A 14,489-nucleotide genomic window follows, 5' to 3' on the forward strand; every position below is an offset into this window, starting at 1 on the left:
TTCGCCTTACGGTGGAGCTGTGCGTAGATGTGATCAAGAGACAGCCTCGCCCGCTACCTGGAACGCGTGGCGCCGCGTCTGCTGCCGGCCATCGCCGGGCGGCCGCTGACCCTGCTGCGGGCGCCGGAGAGGATCGGAGGCGAGCGATTCGTGCAGCGCCATGCCGCGCGTGGCCTCTCGCCGCTGGTCGGCACGGTGCGGCTGCGCGGCGAGGAGAAGCCGCTGATCCAGGTGGATACGCCCGAGGCGCTGGTCGCCCTGGCACAGTCCGGGGTTCTGGAGATTCATCCCTGGGGCGCCCGCGGCGCCCGGCTGGCGCAGCCGGACCGGATGGTGCTCGACCTCGACCCGGCGGAGGACCTGTCCTTCGATTCCGTGGTTGCGGCGGCCCTGGCGCTGCGCGAGCGCGTGCTGGCGCTGGGCCTCGCGCCCTTCTGCAAGACCACGGGCGGCAAGGGGCTGCATCTGGTGGTGCCCCTGGCCCCCGGGGCGCGGTGGGACCGGCTGCACGCGGTGGCGGCAGCGATCTGCGAGGATCTGGCGAGGGAGGCGCCGCAGCGCTTCACCACGCAATCCGCCCTGGCTGGGCGGGACGGGCGAATCTTCCTGGATTTCCAGCGCAATGCGCGTGGGGCCTCGGCGGTGGCGCCCTGGTCGCCCCGCGCCCGGCCCGGCGCCCCGATGGCCATGCCGCTGGACTGGGCGGAGGTGACGGAAGGGCTCGACCCCCGGCGCTTCACCATCGCCACCGCCCCGGCCCGGCTGGAAACGCCGGACCCCTGGGCGGGGATGGAAGAGGCCGCGCGGCCCTTGCCGCCGGCCTCGAAGTTGCGCTGAGGTTCGGGCAGTGGCGCCGTCCCCGGGGGAAAGGCCCTGCCTTTCCCCCGGACCCCCTATCCGCCAGGACGCTGCGCGCCCTGGACCCGATGAGTTGGCTCTTCGCTGGCGGTCGGATCGCGCCGGAGAGCGACGCTCTCCGGCGGACTGCCGCTGCCACCAGCGCGGAGACGGTGTCTTCTCTTCCTTGCGGGAGCCCTGCGTTGCCACCTGCTTCCGGGGATCAGGCCGCAGACCGACGGCAACCATGCAGAGCCAACTCGGTCCCCGGCGGAGAGGGGGTCCGGCGGGAGAGGCGGCGCCTCTCCCCCGGGAGTGGCCACAGGGCGGAACGGCAACAGGAAGCCACCGTCCGGCCGGAGGCGGGCAGGGCGCCTATTGCGGGTGGACCGGCGGCGCGCGCCGCCACCAGGTGGTGCGCTTGGTCTCGCGCAGGAAGGTGAAGAGGCCCGAGCCCACGATCACCGCCATGCCCAGGAACATCCAGCCATCCAGCCGGTCGCCGAAGACGGCATAGCCGAGTCCGACGCCCCAGAGCATCTGGCTGTACTGGGTCGGCGCCACGAGGCTGGCGGGAGCCTTGGCCGAGGCCAGCATGATCAGCACGTTGCCCCCCGCCGCCAGAAGGCCGTAGCCGGCGAGGTAGAGCCACTGCTCGCCGTTCGGCCAGGCGAAGCGCGGCAGCATCAGCAGCCCGCTGACCAGGATCGGGCCGATCAGCCCGGCGCCATAGAGGGAGATCCGCTTCTCCTTTCCCCCCAGCGCCCGCAGGATGATGATCGTCACCGCGCCGGAGAAGCCGCCGACGATGGCGGCCAGATGCCCGGCGGTGAGCTCCCGGAAGCCGGGGCGCAGCACGATCAGCACGCCCAGGAAGCCGACGATCACCGCCGACCAGCGGCGCCAGCCCACCGGCTCCTTCAGGAAGACCACCGACAGGATGGTGACGAAGACCGGCAGCAGGAAGATCAGGCAGAAGGCCTCCGCCATCGGCAGGGCGGTGAAGGCGATGATGCTGGACAGGCTGCCGATCACCGCGAAGGCGCCGCGCAACAGCCACAGGCCGCGGTGGCGCGACACCACCAGATCCGTCAGCCGGTCGCTGGGGCCGAGGATGAAGGGGACCGCGCCCAGGCCCAGCACGGCGCCGAAGAAGGCGACCTCGAAGGGGTCCAGCGCGCCCTCGATCAGCTTGATCGAGGCGTCGCTCAGCGCATAGGAGGCATAGGCGAGGAAGGCGAGCAGCACGCCGTTCAGGACATGCTTATCCATGGCGGTTCGCAGGGCGTCGGCGGGCTGGGGTCATCATGGCACCGGGTGGGGCTGGCGTGGCGGGCGCGCCGGAGGCGCCCGGTCCGCCACGCAATGTCAGCCCCGTCGCCCCGGGACCACCCCTGTCACGGGAAATTCTTCGTGGCGCTGCCCCGGGGGGCGCCCGTTTCAGCCCGGGCGGAAGACGCGCAGGCGGTGGCCGGCCGTCCGGGTCCTACGCGGTGAAGCAGCGGCCGAAATCCATGTCTGCCGGGGGTTGCAGGATGGTGACGTCAGCCGCCGCCCGTTCCGCATGGACGGCATCGACATCCGTGGCGAGGCGGACGAGTCGCATAGCCGTGCCTGAGCAGTGCTTCATCGAAGGCTTGTGGATCTTGCGTGCCACTAGATAGCGTCCTACCTTCTGACTGAGCGGAAGTGGGAAGAGTGCCGCCCCACCTGAGCCGACAGTCGCGCATCCGGTGCCGGCTCAGGCCGGCCTTGTCCAAGCGGCGGGCAAGCCGGTTGCCGGAGTAGCGCCCGGCCCGCTCGACGCCCCGGCCGCCGTGGACAGCAGCACGACCCCAACCAGGACAGCCGCGGCTATCAGCCCAGCCGGCATGGCCCGTGCGGTGGCCTGGAGCGACACGGCATCACCGGTCCGAGACTGGCGGCGGCCCGCATCTCCTCGGGATGGGCCTCCGGTCTAGATACGGTGTCGCTCATGAGGGCTATCCTTTGACGGCGGGATCCAGCGGCTCGGGCAGCCGGTCCTCCGAATTATTAGGTTCTAGCTCGGCCAGCTCGGCAGCCTTCTGATCCTGCTTTTTCTGCTCCTTGGCACGCGTCTTCGCAGCCTTGTCTCTCTCGCGCTGGGCACGTTCCTGGCTGTAGTTCGGCTTCCGCAAACTCAGTTCTCCTGATGTGACGTTTCGTCCATCGACTTCCACAGCCTCACCCCGGCCCCACCGTCGCATACGGGGATGAACTCCATGCCGGCGGCTTCAAGGGCAGTGTGGATTCCAGGCAAGGTTCGAGGCTGAAGGGCTTCCCCTCGCTCCAGGCCTGCGATGGTGTTCAGCGATATCCCAGCCATAGCTGTCGCCTCACGCACTCCTGACTGGAGGGCTACGCGAGCCATTCGGCATTGAACTGGGCTGATCGCCATATGGTAGCACCGTTACTGATGTGCTCGGCGGCCCATTAGCCGTTGATAGCCATGTTATCAGCCTGATGCAGTAGCACAAGCGAAAGCGGCTGATACACGCGTGCTCAGCCTGACCACAGATCGAAAGGGCTTTCGGCAATGGCTGTCCGCGCCAATAGCACACTCGCGTCCAGAAGAAGACCGGCCCTCGATGCTGCCAGGGGTATCAACATTGCTCACCCCCCCCGTGCAGGGAGGGTTTCCACCCCGGCGGGCGAAAAGCCCGTTCGCCCATTCTAGCGAGCGAAGTGCCGTCAGAACACTTTTCCGGGGGAAAACCTCCTGTTGCCGGCATGCTTCCATGTCCGCGCCTTAAGGAGATCGGGCGTGTCATCCTCAGGCGGTAGTTTCGCGCAGGACGCGACCCTGTGTTGCGCTGGGAAGGAGCGATATCCGGCTGGTGCAGGGCGAGGCTGGCAAATCAAGTTCAGCAAGGCGAAGGCTGCCGGGAAGATCGACGATGCCACTGTGGTCGTCATGGCGATCTGCCGAACGCTGGCGAGCGAGGCCGGGCCGCTGGACTATGAGCAGGAAGCGACGAGGCCGGAGGGCCTGCTCCTCGTGTGAACAAGGGCTGCTTGGTGGCACCCTGGTGACACTGGCCGCCGAGTGATACGGCAACAACTCGCTGGTCTATTGGAAAGATTGGCGGACCCGATACGATTCGAACGTACGACCTTTGCCTTCGGAGGGCAAAATCAACGATTTGATGTGGTTTGTTTGAGCGTTACGAAATTCCATAAATAGCTGTTTTTGATGATAATGTTGTTTGTTTGGTCCCGTTCTTGTTTGATCGGGCTTGCCCTCTCGTGCTACCTAAGTTCTACCTAGATTGTCGCGAGGGTTGAAGAGAGAATGGCCGCGAAGATCACCCTGAAAGAGTGCCGCTCTCTCGGCCAAGGCGAAGAGCTTTGGGATAGCGTCGTGAAAGGCTTCGGCATCCGGCGTCAGAAGAGCGACGCGGTTAGCTTCGTTCTGCTCTATCGCACCAAGGACGGGCGCCAACGCCGCTTCACGATTGGCCGCTTCGAATCACCATGGAAGCCCGAAGAGGCCCGCAAGGAAGCGCAGCGGCTTCTAGCGGAAGTCGCCAAGGGCAATGACCCTGCCGAAGCGAAGCAGGAAGCGCGTAGCTCCATGAGCGTTGCCGAGCTTTGCGAAGCGTATATGGAAGAGGTTGAGAGGCGGAAGGAGAAGAAGGCTAGCACGCTGGTCACGGATCGAAGCCGCATCAATGCTCAGATCATCCCGCTAATCGGTCATCTCAAGGCCAATGCTATCACCGCGCGAGACGTTCACGAGTTCATGCTGTCAGTTGAAGGGGGAAAGGCGAAGCGCCGCGCTAAGCTGGACAAGCCTCGCGCTATTTCAAATGTCAGAGGCGGCATGGGTGCAGCACGTCGCACGGTTGGGCTTCTCGGTGGCATCTTCTCTTGGGCCATGGTCAAGGGCATTCGAGCAGACAACCCGTGCCAGGGAGTGAAGCGTACCAAGGACGGGCAGCGGCAGCGACGGCTCAGCGACGCCGAATACAAGGCCTTTGGGGCAGGGCTGACGGCAGCCGCCCTACCGGGCGGGGATCAGAAGCCAGTTCCGGCCCCTGCCCTCGCCCTTGCCCGTTTCCTGGCGCTGACAGGCTGGCGCATGGGCGAGGCTTTGAAACTGACTTGGGGCGAAGTTGATATCGCGAAGCGTATCGCGACGCTGACGGATAGCAAGACCGGTCGCAGCGTTCGGCCTCTCTCCGAAGCAGCTTGCAAGATCATTACGGAACAGCCTCGCATTGAGGGCCGCGAAATCGTCTTCATGCCCGCCAAAGGAGGCGAAGAAGCCACGATGACGGGCTTCCCCAAGGCGCTCGCTCGCATCGTGAAGGCTGGCAACCTGCCGGAAGACATTACCGCGCATGTTCTGCGGCATAGCTTCGCAAGCCTTGCGGCTGATCTTGGCTACTCAGACAGCACGATTGGTGAACTGATCGGCCATCGTAACGGCGCCGGTATCACTCGCCGCTATATCCATCGGTCAGATGCCGTGTTGCTCGCCGCTGCCGATGCCGTGGCTAACAAGACCCTCGAACTCATGAGCGAGAAGAAGCCGGAAGCAGTCAGCGAGGCAGCATAAGAAGGGCGGCAAAGGCTTCTGCCCCTGCCGCCCTGATCCTGGCCCTAGGCTGGCCGCTGGCGCCGCTTAGCGGAGGCCGAAGCCTACCGGGGGCGAAGCCCCCCTGCCGCCCTGGTTAGGCCCCTGGCCCTGATCCTCGCTCGCTCGCCGCCCGCCGTTGGAACTGTAGATCGAAGCTCCGCTTCCAGATGCCTTGCTATAATGCTTCAAAGACCAATTGAAGATATTGGCAAGTCGTCCTTTCGGCGAACTCTCATGCGGTGCGGCCCTGTCTGCGGTAAGGAAGTCATAGAGCCTCTGATGGCTGTCGCAACCAAGCACGCTCGGCTCGCCATCCTTGCCAGCAACGCGAACCGGCTCTTCCGAACCCTTCACGAATACAGCGGGCTTGCCTTCGTGCAACCGCCATTCGTAAAGCGTGCCGAACAAAATATTGAATGTGTCAGCTTCAACGGCAACTTCGTTGACGAAGTTCTCAACCGGCCAATTCAGCGTGTAATTCGCAATCTGCTTATTTGCCTCTTCAAGCTTGCCCTGCATCGCGGCAAGTGCCGTCGCGCCTTCTGTCTTGGCAGTCTCCAACTCGGCCTTCGCGGTCTTCAAAGCTTCAACAGCTTCCCGCTTCTCGGCAAGGATCGCTTCCCGGTTGCCCTTAACTGCGATAATTTCGGCCTCAAGTTCAGCGATGCGAGCATTCGCCTGTTCAATGGTATCAGCCATTTTAAAATCCTTTCCTGTTAACCAATTCGCTTGCCATTACGGAACTCAACAACCTGCCGTCCAACAATCGGATTGAGCGGCGCATTGCGGAACATCTTGGAAGTCACTTCAACCCGGTTATGCTTCTGACAAAGTTTCTTCGGGCGAAAATTGCCGTTGGTCATATTGAATACGAAAGCCGATCCGCAGCATTCGCAATTAGTTTTCCAACCGACAATTCCTTCATTCACTTCAATGCACTTGAATAAGTTCTCTTCGCACTCAATGACCGTTCCAACCGCCGGGAACAACTTATATTCGAGCATTTGTCATTCAAACTCCATTGAGGTTCCGCTGCGCTTCATATTCCTGCCGCAGCTTCATAATTGTATTCTTGCTAATATTGATTCCTTCCTTCTTTAGATTCTCAACGCATTGCCGAACGGAAATTCCCGAAGAGACTGCCATACTGATTTGCATTTCGCGATTAATGCTCATATCGCGAACTGCCACAAGCGAAGAACCCCATTCGCCAACATCCTGTTCACGAAGCCAAGCCTTCATCTTAGGGGCCTTTGCGGCGTCCTTTTGCTTGGTGACTTCAATTTCAATCCAAGGGTCCGAACGCTTAATGAATAGCTCGGTGTCAAGAGCGGCATAGAATGCGCTGGAACCACGAGCGCGGCCCACCGCTTCGTGCCCGGTATGATGAAGCGTCACGGTAGAGCATCCGGGAAAAGCAGCGCGCAAACGATCAATTCCCGAAATATATTTAGTCATTCCCGCCGTTGAGTTTTCGTCTTCGTCGCCAAACGCTCGATTGAGAGTGTCAATGATGATTAGAGCGGGATGCCCATAATGATCTTTGATGCCCTGAACCGCCTCAATCGTCATAGCAACGCTTTCTTCATCAGTCATTGGCGGCAGGTAATCGGCAACAGCGAAGGGAACATTTTCAAGCGAAATGCCATAGTATGTGGCCCAAGCCCTGCAACGCTTTGCGATGCCGTGCTTACCTTCGCCAGCAAGATAAATGACCGGCGCGACGCAATGCATTTCCCCGCCCATGAACTCGCGCCCGGTAGCTGCGCTCAGACCAAGAGCTAGTGCGACAAAGGTTTTGCCGACACTTGACGCGCCAACGATACCGATATTCGCATCAGCCGGAATCAATCCTTCTACTAGCCATTTCACTTCCGTTTGCTCAATAGAATTGATCATCGTAATTCCAAGCTTGGGTTTGGCCTTAGCAGGCTGCGGCAGTTGCCATGGAGATTGCGGAACTTGCTGAACAGGCTTCGCGGCATTGCTATTCGGGTTGATCCAGCCGCGCTTCTGCGCTTCGGCAAAGATTGGGCCTAGGCTATCGCTCTTTCCGAGGCCATTTTCCCATTCGCTTCGACACTCTTGCTCACGATAAGAGCCATCGGTCGCAGTTTGCGACCAAGCATTGAATAGTTCCCATCCTGCTTCACCCTGGCTTTTCAGGGCCATTCTAACTTGCCGCCAAAGGGAATTGTTCTGCGTTATATTTGAAAACCCTTTATTTGCAGGAATATACTTTAGCGCGTCTTCAACTTCTTTCAGCTTCTCAGAGCCAACCGGGGGATGTTCGGTCGCATCAAACGCCATCGCCACGCTGCGACCGGTGCTAGGCGCCATCGCCACGCCGCCGCTAGGGCTGGCCGCAGGAGCGGGGAACGGCAGGACATTGCCCGGCGCCAGGGCGGCAGCCTGCCCTTCGGGCAGGGAACTCGCCCCCGTGGCGATAGCCACGGGCTGCCGCTCCGGGAAAGCCGCGCGAAGCTGATCCGCCGAGTAAGGTGGATCGCCATCGCGCTTGAACACAACTTCTGAAAAGAATCCCGGCTCTTTCTTATTCCAAGCGAAGCCCGGAAGCCTCATTACACGACTTGGATTAGTAACGCTCGGATCGCTTTCAAAATACGCGGCAAGACGCTGTTGCATCGCACTGAAATCAGCAACCGGAAGATCAGAGACTTTCCAATAGACGTGGAATTTTCCCGGCGAGCTTCGAACGATAAGGTGGGGAACAACACCGATCTTCTCGATATCAGTAAAATACTCGAAGAATTTCCGCTCATTTTCAACAACCTGATCTATATCAATGAACACCGACCGAATACGGGTAATATCTTCGTCCTTGTGGCCGCCTTCGTTCACCACAAAGAAGATGCCCGCGCCGCTATTATTGAGGCTGACAAGTTCGCGCTCACAATCGGAAGGCCGAACATTCGACTTCGTGCGAATGAGGTTCTTTTTGTTGCGCGACTTGTTGTCATCGAATGTGCGAAGATTCCACTTCGCATTCGGTTCGAAGAAGTCGAGGGTTGATTGAGCAATAGCGATATCGAACTTATTAGCCGGTGTCTGTAGAAAGGCCGGAACTTCACTTGCGGACATAGTCACGCTCCCATTCGGCCGTCATCCAGTCAAACCACGTATCCCAATTATCGGCTTCTGCGCATAACTTCCAAATCCAGGCTTCAAAAGTAAGACATTCGAAAAAATGTTGATCCAACGTCTCAACAAAATTTCGAATGTTTTTGCCGGTCACTGTATTTCTAATGCCGTCAATATTGTCGCCGAAACCAATAACTGAAAACCTCCGGTAATATGCGGAACCTCGCTTCTCATACGCGCTAATGATTTCCGGGTCGTACCATTCGGTAGAGATTCTCTGTCCCGCAAGGTAATAGCCACGGTATGTCTTGCGCCAACCGCGAGGAATTTTGCCGACTAATCCGGGGGGCGGCTTTTGGTCCTTGTAATAAATAAAACGCTTGCTTGCCTTAGGATGGCTGCGTATATATTCCAGCATTAGATTTTCTTTCTTTAGCATGAAAACTCAAGCCCGATGCCCTAGCGGTGTCGGGCTTTTCTTTTATGCGGCCTTGTTGCAGGGAAAATGCATTCGCTTTTCGGCCCAATCGAGCAAATCGGCCCAACGGTAAAGAACGCGACCGCCAAACTTTCTATAGATCGGACCTCCACCGCGAGTGACCATGCTTTCAAGTGTCTTGTAAGAAGTCGGATATCCCGCTTCGGTCAACGCGGCGGCGGCATCCTTACGAACAAGCAAAGCATCGGCGTTCGTCGGAACCATGACGTTAAATCCTTTTCGCTTTTCGGGGCGGGCTGTATTGGCCCGGTGACGGCATAATTGCGGGCTTTGCTTTTTCTTCGCAAGCCCCTTTTTTGCTAATTCCTCATTTTCTCACGAAAAGTAATTACTTTTTCTTTCATTTAGTTCAGCATTTGGAATTAGAGCCGATTTAATCATCGCGATTATTTGGAGTTTGATTATCGCGATGATTAAAAGGGGATTGCCGCGAGCTTTAAGGGCCGATCCTCGATCCCCCCTGCCCGAAGGGCAGGCTGCCGCCCTGGCGCTTCCCCTGGCCCTCGGCAAAGGCCCCAATCCTGCCCAAGAGGATCGGCGCTGGCTGGCCTTGGGCGCGTAGGAGCCATCACCCTGCCCGGAAGCCTCGCAAGGCCCCTGGCGGGCGCCTTAGCCTGGACCATTTGGGCGCCACTAAAGGATGTGCGGCCAGATCAGGGCGGCAGTATCGGGGGCTTTGCCCCCGATAGGTTCAGTTCCAATTACCGCGAAGAAGAGAATGGCATTTGAATGTCAACGAAGCGCGCCAGTTGGAAGCGCCTCAAGCCATAGCGGAGCGCGTCATAACCGTGATCGGCCTGGCTGCTATCAATGTCTTCCGGTTTCCGTTCATCGCGAGTGAGATAGGGAAGCGTTGTCCAAAGGTATTCGCAGCGCCGGGCAATATAGAGGCCGGGCTTATCCAGCTTGCCAGCATCACGAAACATGGTCCGCATTGTCTCAAGACCGGAGAGACGATCGCCCTTAATAGCCGGTTCGAAGTAAACGCCAGCCGTTTCAAACTCTTTCGCGATGCTGCCCGTAGAATGGCCGGTTCGTGCGAAGCAGGCATCATCCGCCACGCCAAAGGGCTTCGCGTGCCACCGCTTGCACATGGCAAGGATGCGCTCCGAAACTTCCGGCACGGTCAGGCAAAGACCCGCGTTGTAATTGCCGGGCCGGTTCGTCGCGACTTCATCCAGCACAAGAACGCTATCACGCGGAAACCATTGATCGCGGATGTAGGCACCGGGCGAGGTAGCGAGAAGTAGCGTCACGCTTGGCGCTGCCGATCCCCAATCGTGGCTTAGGTAGAACTCCGAATCCCAATCGGCGCCAAGATCGCTTGCGGTGAAGTTCGGGATCGCAACGCGCTTCTCATCCAGCACGGTCGCGAACATGGCACCGCGAGAGACGGCCCAATCGCCATCGGTCCATGCGCGAAGAAGCTCCGGATCATCGGGGCAGGAAGACGTTAGCTGATCGGCATACGTCTCGCGGTCGATGAAGACGTTCCCGGCGAAGGTCGAAGGGCAGTGCATGAAGAGGCGCTTGCTCTTCTCTTCGGTGAAGACTTCCCAAGGTTCCGCGCCGTTGAAGACGTAACGCTTCGCGAGCCATTGATGCCCCACGCCAGCCGGGTTCGCCGCAACGATCATCCGAACCGGCATATCCTTCGGACCGCGAAGGTTCGAACGCAGCATGTCCAGCAAATACGGATCGGCAAACTGTCCAGCTTCATCCACAACGAGAAGATTGAAACTGCGGCCCTGATACTTCGTGTAATCCGACGCGCTTTCTAGCTGTCCAAGCTCCACATAAGCGCCGTTCGGCATACGCCAGACATGTTCCGCCGCATTATACCGCGCTGCCGTGCCGTAAACCATTCCGAAGACTTCGCGCAAAGTATTCTCGAAGTCAGCAAGGCCCTTATAGCTCTTGCGAATGTAGAGAATGCGCGACTTGCTGCCGTATTGCTCAACATGCCGCAGGATCAGGAGCGCGATGCACCACGACTTGCCGCCACCGCGACCGCCGCCAAGAAAAAGATCAACTTCTTCCGGAACAGCGAAGACACGTTGCTGAAAGCTATTAAGCTCGATTGCTTCACCGCTCATGGTCAATAATCTTCTTCTTGTCTTGCTTCACCACGGCTTCAAGCTTTTCGGCACCGGGAAGTGCGAAAGTGATAGAAACGCGGTTCGCAATGTCGCTTTGATCGCCTTCACGGTATCCATGCCGCGCCTTGAGCAAGAACATTGCCGCAGTCGCGTTGCCCTTTTCGGTCGCGGCTTTGAAGAGGGAATTGAAGAGTGTATTATGCTCGGCATCGCGGCCCATATCGAAGGCGCGTTGAAGCTCTTCGTCTTCTTCAAGCCAACGATCAAAGGTCGTTACTGAAACGCCAAGCTTTCGCGCGATTCCCGCTTTGCTCCAACCATTCGCAGCCATATCGGAAATGCGTTCAAGCGCGTCTTCCGGCGGATTCTTCCGCAGCGGATGAGTTAGATCTTTGGCCATTGTCGGCACCTATTCGGTTATCGAGGCGGCAGTCTCCGGGGCTGTCGCCCCGGAGAGGTTTTTCGCTTCACTTGCTCAAGAGGAAAGCAAGCGGGATCGCCTTGCGCTCAACAACCCGGTTCCAATGCGAACCGTCGCGAAGATCGGCAATCGACGGGCTTTCGTCGGCAAGAGTGCCTTCGATCCAATCGAAGCCGCTAGGATGCACCGCGCAGTTATTCCGCGAGTGCAGAACTTCCATGCCGCCGCCATTACCTGCCGCCGGAACACTCTCGATTTCCGTTCCCTTGGCAACATTCGGCGCCGTCATGCCGTAACTCAGCGCACCACTACCGGCGAGGATCGTGGTGAACTTGGTCCCATCATTCGGAAGACCGTCATCAACGATAACGACCATGCCGCGATAAGTCGGAATGGGCTTGCCCATGCTCGGCACGGTCACGAACTCGATATTATCGTTCTTGAGCGCGCGAGTATAAACACGGCTATGCATGAAGATGGCCGAAAGGCTGTCCATCGCATCACCAAGCGTCGCCGCCGCGTCAATCACCGCCGAAGCATTGAAGTTCGCCGCCTCGGCGGTCATGGCCGAGATATCAACGATCATGTCCGACGCATCATTGTTCAGGTTATCCGCAAGGATGCCCTGTAGCGTCGCCACAACCCGCCGCTGCAACTGCCGCGACCAATAATCCGTTACCCGGCCCTGTAGCGCGGCCAGCGGATCGCTTCCGGCAAGCTCACCGGCAAACTGCATCGAAGACCAAGACTGATGCAGGAAAGACTTGCGAACGCGCTGCTTAAACGCCGTGATCTTCTGCGGAGTAGAGAAAACTTCCGGATCATCGTTCGAACGATCCGCTTCCGCGTTACCAAGATCATTCCAAGCGGGAACATTGAAAGTCTCGCCACCGCGCTTTAGCTGCGCGTCAATGGCAGAGTTACGAACGATGGCGCCGGAGCTAAGAAGCGCCGTCTTCTCCATCGTGTTCTGAACGGTGTAGGAAGTGAAGGTTTCCGGGACGACAACGTCCGAAAGGCGCGTAACGGCCATAATGAATTTCCGATCAATGGATTTGGATTGATCGGGCTAAATCGTCACAAACGATTTCGTGCCAGGATCGCTACTGCGATCAGGATCAGAGTTGGAACTAGCGTCGCTACTGCTTCGCGATTTCCAACCCCACGACCCCAATCATGGCGGCGGTTCGAGGCCAAGGCAAGGGCTTATCGAGGCGGCAGCAGGGGGCGTTGCCCCCTGGGTGGGTTGGCTTAGGCCGAGCCTCTAGGCTTGGCGTAGGCGGCTTTTCGAGGGTTTGGGCTATAGGGGTAGCGGACGGGTGCCTAGAGGCCAAAACTGGCGCAGGAAAATGGCGGATTTCGGGGCAGCCCTCGCGGGGGATGAGGCTGGAACCGCAGTGTTGCCCCGAAATCGTGATCGTTGATTGGTGGCACCGAGAGTTGACGGCGCATTAAGCATCGCGTTTGATGATTTGGTTCAATTTGAAAGGTGTCTGAAGTGACTGACGGGGAATCGCCGTTTGATAGGGCGTTTCGTGAGATCGCAGAAGCTAAGAGCGCAAACAGCAAGCATAAAACTGACATATCCAGGTGGTGGAATAACTTAGTTAACGCTTGGCGCCATGCTATTGACGATATTACACAAAAAAATCAGGCAAAACTTGCAGAAAAATGCAACGCTCGGTTCTTTGCAGCGACTTCGGAAGGCACTGAACTTAAAGCAAAAGTTTCTGTCGGACTTTCGTTTCGTAGTAATCCGGCGTTCACGGGAACGCTCCCTCATATTCCCGAATTAACCTTCAAGATGAATTCTGATGGAAACGCCAAGTATGATGCGGGCAACTTGAAAGACTTCGAAAGCGGCGAAATTCCGCTTGATGACCAAGACTATTATAACAAACTTGAAGAAGTTCTAGCGCGCTATGTAGTCGGCCTTGAACAACGTCTTCAGGCTGTCGCCCCTGCGAGCAGGGTGCGGCCTGTCGGGACGCTGGCTTGGCTGATCGGGGTGAGGATTGCCTGTCGGAGGGCGGCGAGGAGAGCGGCCAAAAGGGCCCTGAGGTGGGCGAGGATCTTGCGGATGTTGTGGCCGCAGCCGCAGAGGACGGCGTAGAGAGCATCGCCGAGCGTGCCCTTGAGGGCGCAGCGGGCGAGGCGGCCATCGGTCTTCATGTGGCCGATCTCGGGCTCGATGGCGCTGCGGCGGCGGAGCAGCCGGCGCAGGCGGGGCGTGAGGCCGCGGCTGGTGCCGCTGACGAGCACCCTGGTTGCCGTGACGCCATGGCCGCGGTAGCCGCGATCGACCACGGCGAGGCTGGGACGCTGGCCGGTGAGGGTCTCGACCTGCTGGAGGGCGTCGGCGAGGGTGTGGCCGTCGTAGGGATTGCCGGGCTGGCTGCGCATGCCGACGACGAAGCCACCGGCGAGGGTGGTGGCGATGCTGACCTTCGTGCCGAACTCGTAGCGCACCCGCGCCTTGCCCTTGGCGATGCAGTCCACCTCGGGCTCGTGCAGGGCGTAGAGCTTGCGGGACGACTTCGGTGTCTGGAGCAGCAGGCGGGTGACGAGGGCGATGCGCTGCTCGATGCGCGCCCGCAGTGGCCCGTCAGGGACGGCGCCGAGCTTGCGTTCAACATCGCGCAGGATGCGGCCGGTGTAGCCCTTGAGCGTGCGCAACGCCTTGCGCATGCGGCGGAACTGCCGGGCGTGGGCGTAGCGCCCCACCTGGCCGGCCAGGCGCGGCGCCAGGCGATTGTAGTTCTGGCGCAGGGCGATCCCGGCCTTGTGCGCCAGCGTCACCAGCGAGTGGCGGGCCCGCTCATAGAGGCGGCTGTCGGTCGGATGGGCGATGGCCTTCTCCATCACTGTGGTGTCCACTGCGATCTCGGCCAAGCTGTTCGACGTCACAGCTCCCGAAGCCTGAGCCGC

General features: G+C 59.4%; 12 protein-coding genes and 1 pseudogene. 2 read left to right on the forward strand and 11 right to left on the reverse strand.

The genetic code is table 11. From position 1 onward, the window contains the following. Nucleotides 1–54: 54 nt before the first annotated feature. Nucleotides 55–837 (forward strand): annotated as a pseudogene (gene ligD, locus ROTAS13_RS09030) (non-homologous end-joining DNA ligase); the annotation flags it as partial. A 375-nt stretch (nt 838–1,212) separates the two neighbouring features. Here the strand turns inward: ligD and ROTAS13_RS09035 are convergent. Together ROTAS13_RS09035 and ROTAS13_RS27065 are read right to left on the reverse strand one after the other, a co-directional pair. Beyond that, nucleotides 1,213–2,109 (reverse strand): DMT family transporter, encoded by an 897-nt coding sequence (locus ROTAS13_RS09035; protein WP_075822133.1) that lies wholly within the window; start codon nt 2,107–2,109, stop codon nt 1,213–1,215. 710 nt (nt 2,110–2,819) lie between these two features. Next, nucleotides 2,820–2,996: a hypothetical protein gene (locus ROTAS13_RS27065; RefSeq protein ID WP_171979060.1), complete on the reverse strand. Its 177-nt coding sequence runs from the start codon at nt 2,994–2,996 to the stop codon at nt 2,820–2,822. A gap of 1,154 nt (nt 2,997–4,150) precedes the next feature. Here ROTAS13_RS27065 and ROTAS13_RS09045 point away from each other — a divergent pair. Next, on the forward strand, nt 4,151–5,419 hold the full coding sequence (locus tag ROTAS13_RS09045) for a tyrosine-type recombinase/integrase (protein WP_075822135.1): 1,269 nt from the start codon (nt 4,151–4,153) through the stop codon (nt 5,417–5,419). A gap of 66 nt (nt 5,420–5,485) precedes the next feature. On the opposite strand, the gene ROTAS13_RS26130 is transcribed toward ROTAS13_RS09045, so the two are convergent. The 9 genes from ROTAS13_RS26130 to ROTAS13_RS09075 form a co-directional block, all read right to left on the reverse strand. Next, on the reverse strand, nt 5,486–6,139 hold the full coding sequence (locus tag ROTAS13_RS26130; RefSeq protein WP_139323294.1) for a hypothetical protein: 654 nt from the start codon (nt 6,137–6,139) through the stop codon (nt 5,486–5,488). 17 nt (nt 6,140–6,156) lie between these two features. Further along, nucleotides 6,157–6,444, reverse strand: coding sequence for a hypothetical protein (locus ROTAS13_RS26135; RefSeq protein WP_139323295.1), 288 nt, complete (start codon nt 6,442–6,444; stop codon nt 6,157–6,159). A 7-nt stretch (nt 6,445–6,451) separates the two neighbouring features. Continuing rightward, nucleotides 6,452–8,542: an AAA family ATPase gene (locus tag ROTAS13_RS26140; RefSeq protein WP_139323296.1), complete on the reverse strand. Its 2,091-nt coding sequence runs from the start codon at nt 8,540–8,542 to the stop codon at nt 6,452–6,454. Continuing rightward, on the reverse strand, nt 8,529–8,981 hold the full coding sequence (locus ROTAS13_RS26145; protein WP_126281850.1) for a hypothetical protein: 453 nt from the start codon (nt 8,979–8,981) through the stop codon (nt 8,529–8,531). The genes ROTAS13_RS26140 and ROTAS13_RS26145 overlap by 14 nt, the downstream gene beginning before the upstream one ends. A gap of 42 nt (nt 8,982–9,023) precedes the next feature. Continuing rightward, nucleotides 9,024–9,245 (reverse strand): hypothetical protein, encoded by a 222-nt coding sequence (locus ROTAS13_RS09055; protein WP_075822137.1) that lies wholly within the window; start codon nt 9,243–9,245, stop codon nt 9,024–9,026. Nucleotides 9,246–9,742: 497 nt separating this feature from the next. Next, nucleotides 9,743–11,137 (reverse strand): phage terminase large subunit, encoded by a 1,395-nt coding sequence (locus tag ROTAS13_RS09060; RefSeq protein WP_075822138.1) that lies wholly within the window; start codon nt 11,135–11,137, stop codon nt 9,743–9,745. Beyond that, complete coding sequence (locus ROTAS13_RS09065) at nt 11,127–11,540, reverse strand: helix-turn-helix domain-containing protein (protein WP_081798568.1); 414 nt, start codon at nt 11,538–11,540, stop codon at nt 11,127–11,129. Before ROTAS13_RS09065 ends, ROTAS13_RS09060 begins: the two co-directional genes overlap by 11 nt. Nucleotides 11,541–11,607: 67 nt before the next feature. Continuing rightward, the gene (locus tag ROTAS13_RS09070) at nt 11,608–12,594 is read right to left on the reverse strand and encodes a hypothetical protein (RefSeq protein ID WP_075822140.1); all 987 of its coding nucleotides are present in this window, start codon (nt 12,592–12,594) and stop codon (nt 11,608–11,610) included. Between the two features lie 914 nt (nt 12,595–13,508). Then, on the reverse strand, nt 13,509–14,489 hold a 981-nt coding region (locus ROTAS13_RS09075), incomplete at its 5' end, for an IS5 family transposase (RefSeq protein ID WP_253187648.1).

The sequence above is a fragment of the Roseomonas sp. TAS13 genome, from assembly GCF_001950415.1.
Classification (GTDB): domain Bacteria; phylum Pseudomonadota; class Alphaproteobacteria; order Acetobacterales; family Acetobacteraceae; genus Roseomonas; species Roseomonas mucosa.

What these genes read in the sequence shown, in the direction of transcription:
- ROTAS13_RS26140 (WP_139323296.1), bottom strand. Translation starts at nt 8,542, where the DNA reads ATGTCCGCAAGTGAAGTTCCGGCCTTTCTACAGACACCGGCTAATAAG.
- ROTAS13_RS09065 (WP_081798568.1), bottom strand. Translation starts at nt 11,540, where the DNA reads ATGGCCAAAGATCTAACTCATCCGCTGCGGAAGAATCCGCCGGAAGAC.
- ROTAS13_RS09055 (WP_075822137.1), bottom strand. Translation starts at nt 9,245, where the DNA reads ATGGTTCCGACGAACGCCGATGCTTTGCTTGTTCGTAAGGATGCCGCC.
- ROTAS13_RS09045 (WP_075822135.1), top strand. Translation starts at nt 4,151, where the DNA reads ATGGCCGCGAAGATCACCCTGAAAGAGTGCCGCTCTCTCGGCCAAGGC.
- ROTAS13_RS09060 (WP_075822138.1), bottom strand. Translation starts at nt 11,137, where the DNA reads ATGAGCGGTGAAGCAATCGAGCTTAATAGCTTTCAGCAACGTGTCTTC.
- ROTAS13_RS09035 (WP_075822133.1), bottom strand. Translation starts at nt 2,109, where the DNA reads ATGGATAAGCATGTCCTGAACGGCGTGCTGCTCGCCTTCCTCGCCTAT.
- ROTAS13_RS09070 (WP_075822140.1), bottom strand. Translation starts at nt 12,594, where the DNA reads ATGGCCGTTACGCGCCTTTCGGACGTTGTCGTCCCGGAAACCTTCACT.
- ROTAS13_RS26130 (WP_139323294.1), bottom strand. Translation starts at nt 6,139, where the DNA reads ATGGCTGATACCATTGAACAGGCGAATGCTCGCATCGCTGAACTTGAG.
- ROTAS13_RS26135 (WP_139323295.1), bottom strand. Translation starts at nt 6,444, where the DNA reads ATGCTCGAATATAAGTTGTTCCCGGCGGTTGGAACGGTCATTGAGTGC.
- ROTAS13_RS26145 (WP_126281850.1), bottom strand. Translation starts at nt 8,981, where the DNA reads ATGCTAAAGAAAGAAAATCTAATGCTGGAATATATACGCAGCCATCCT.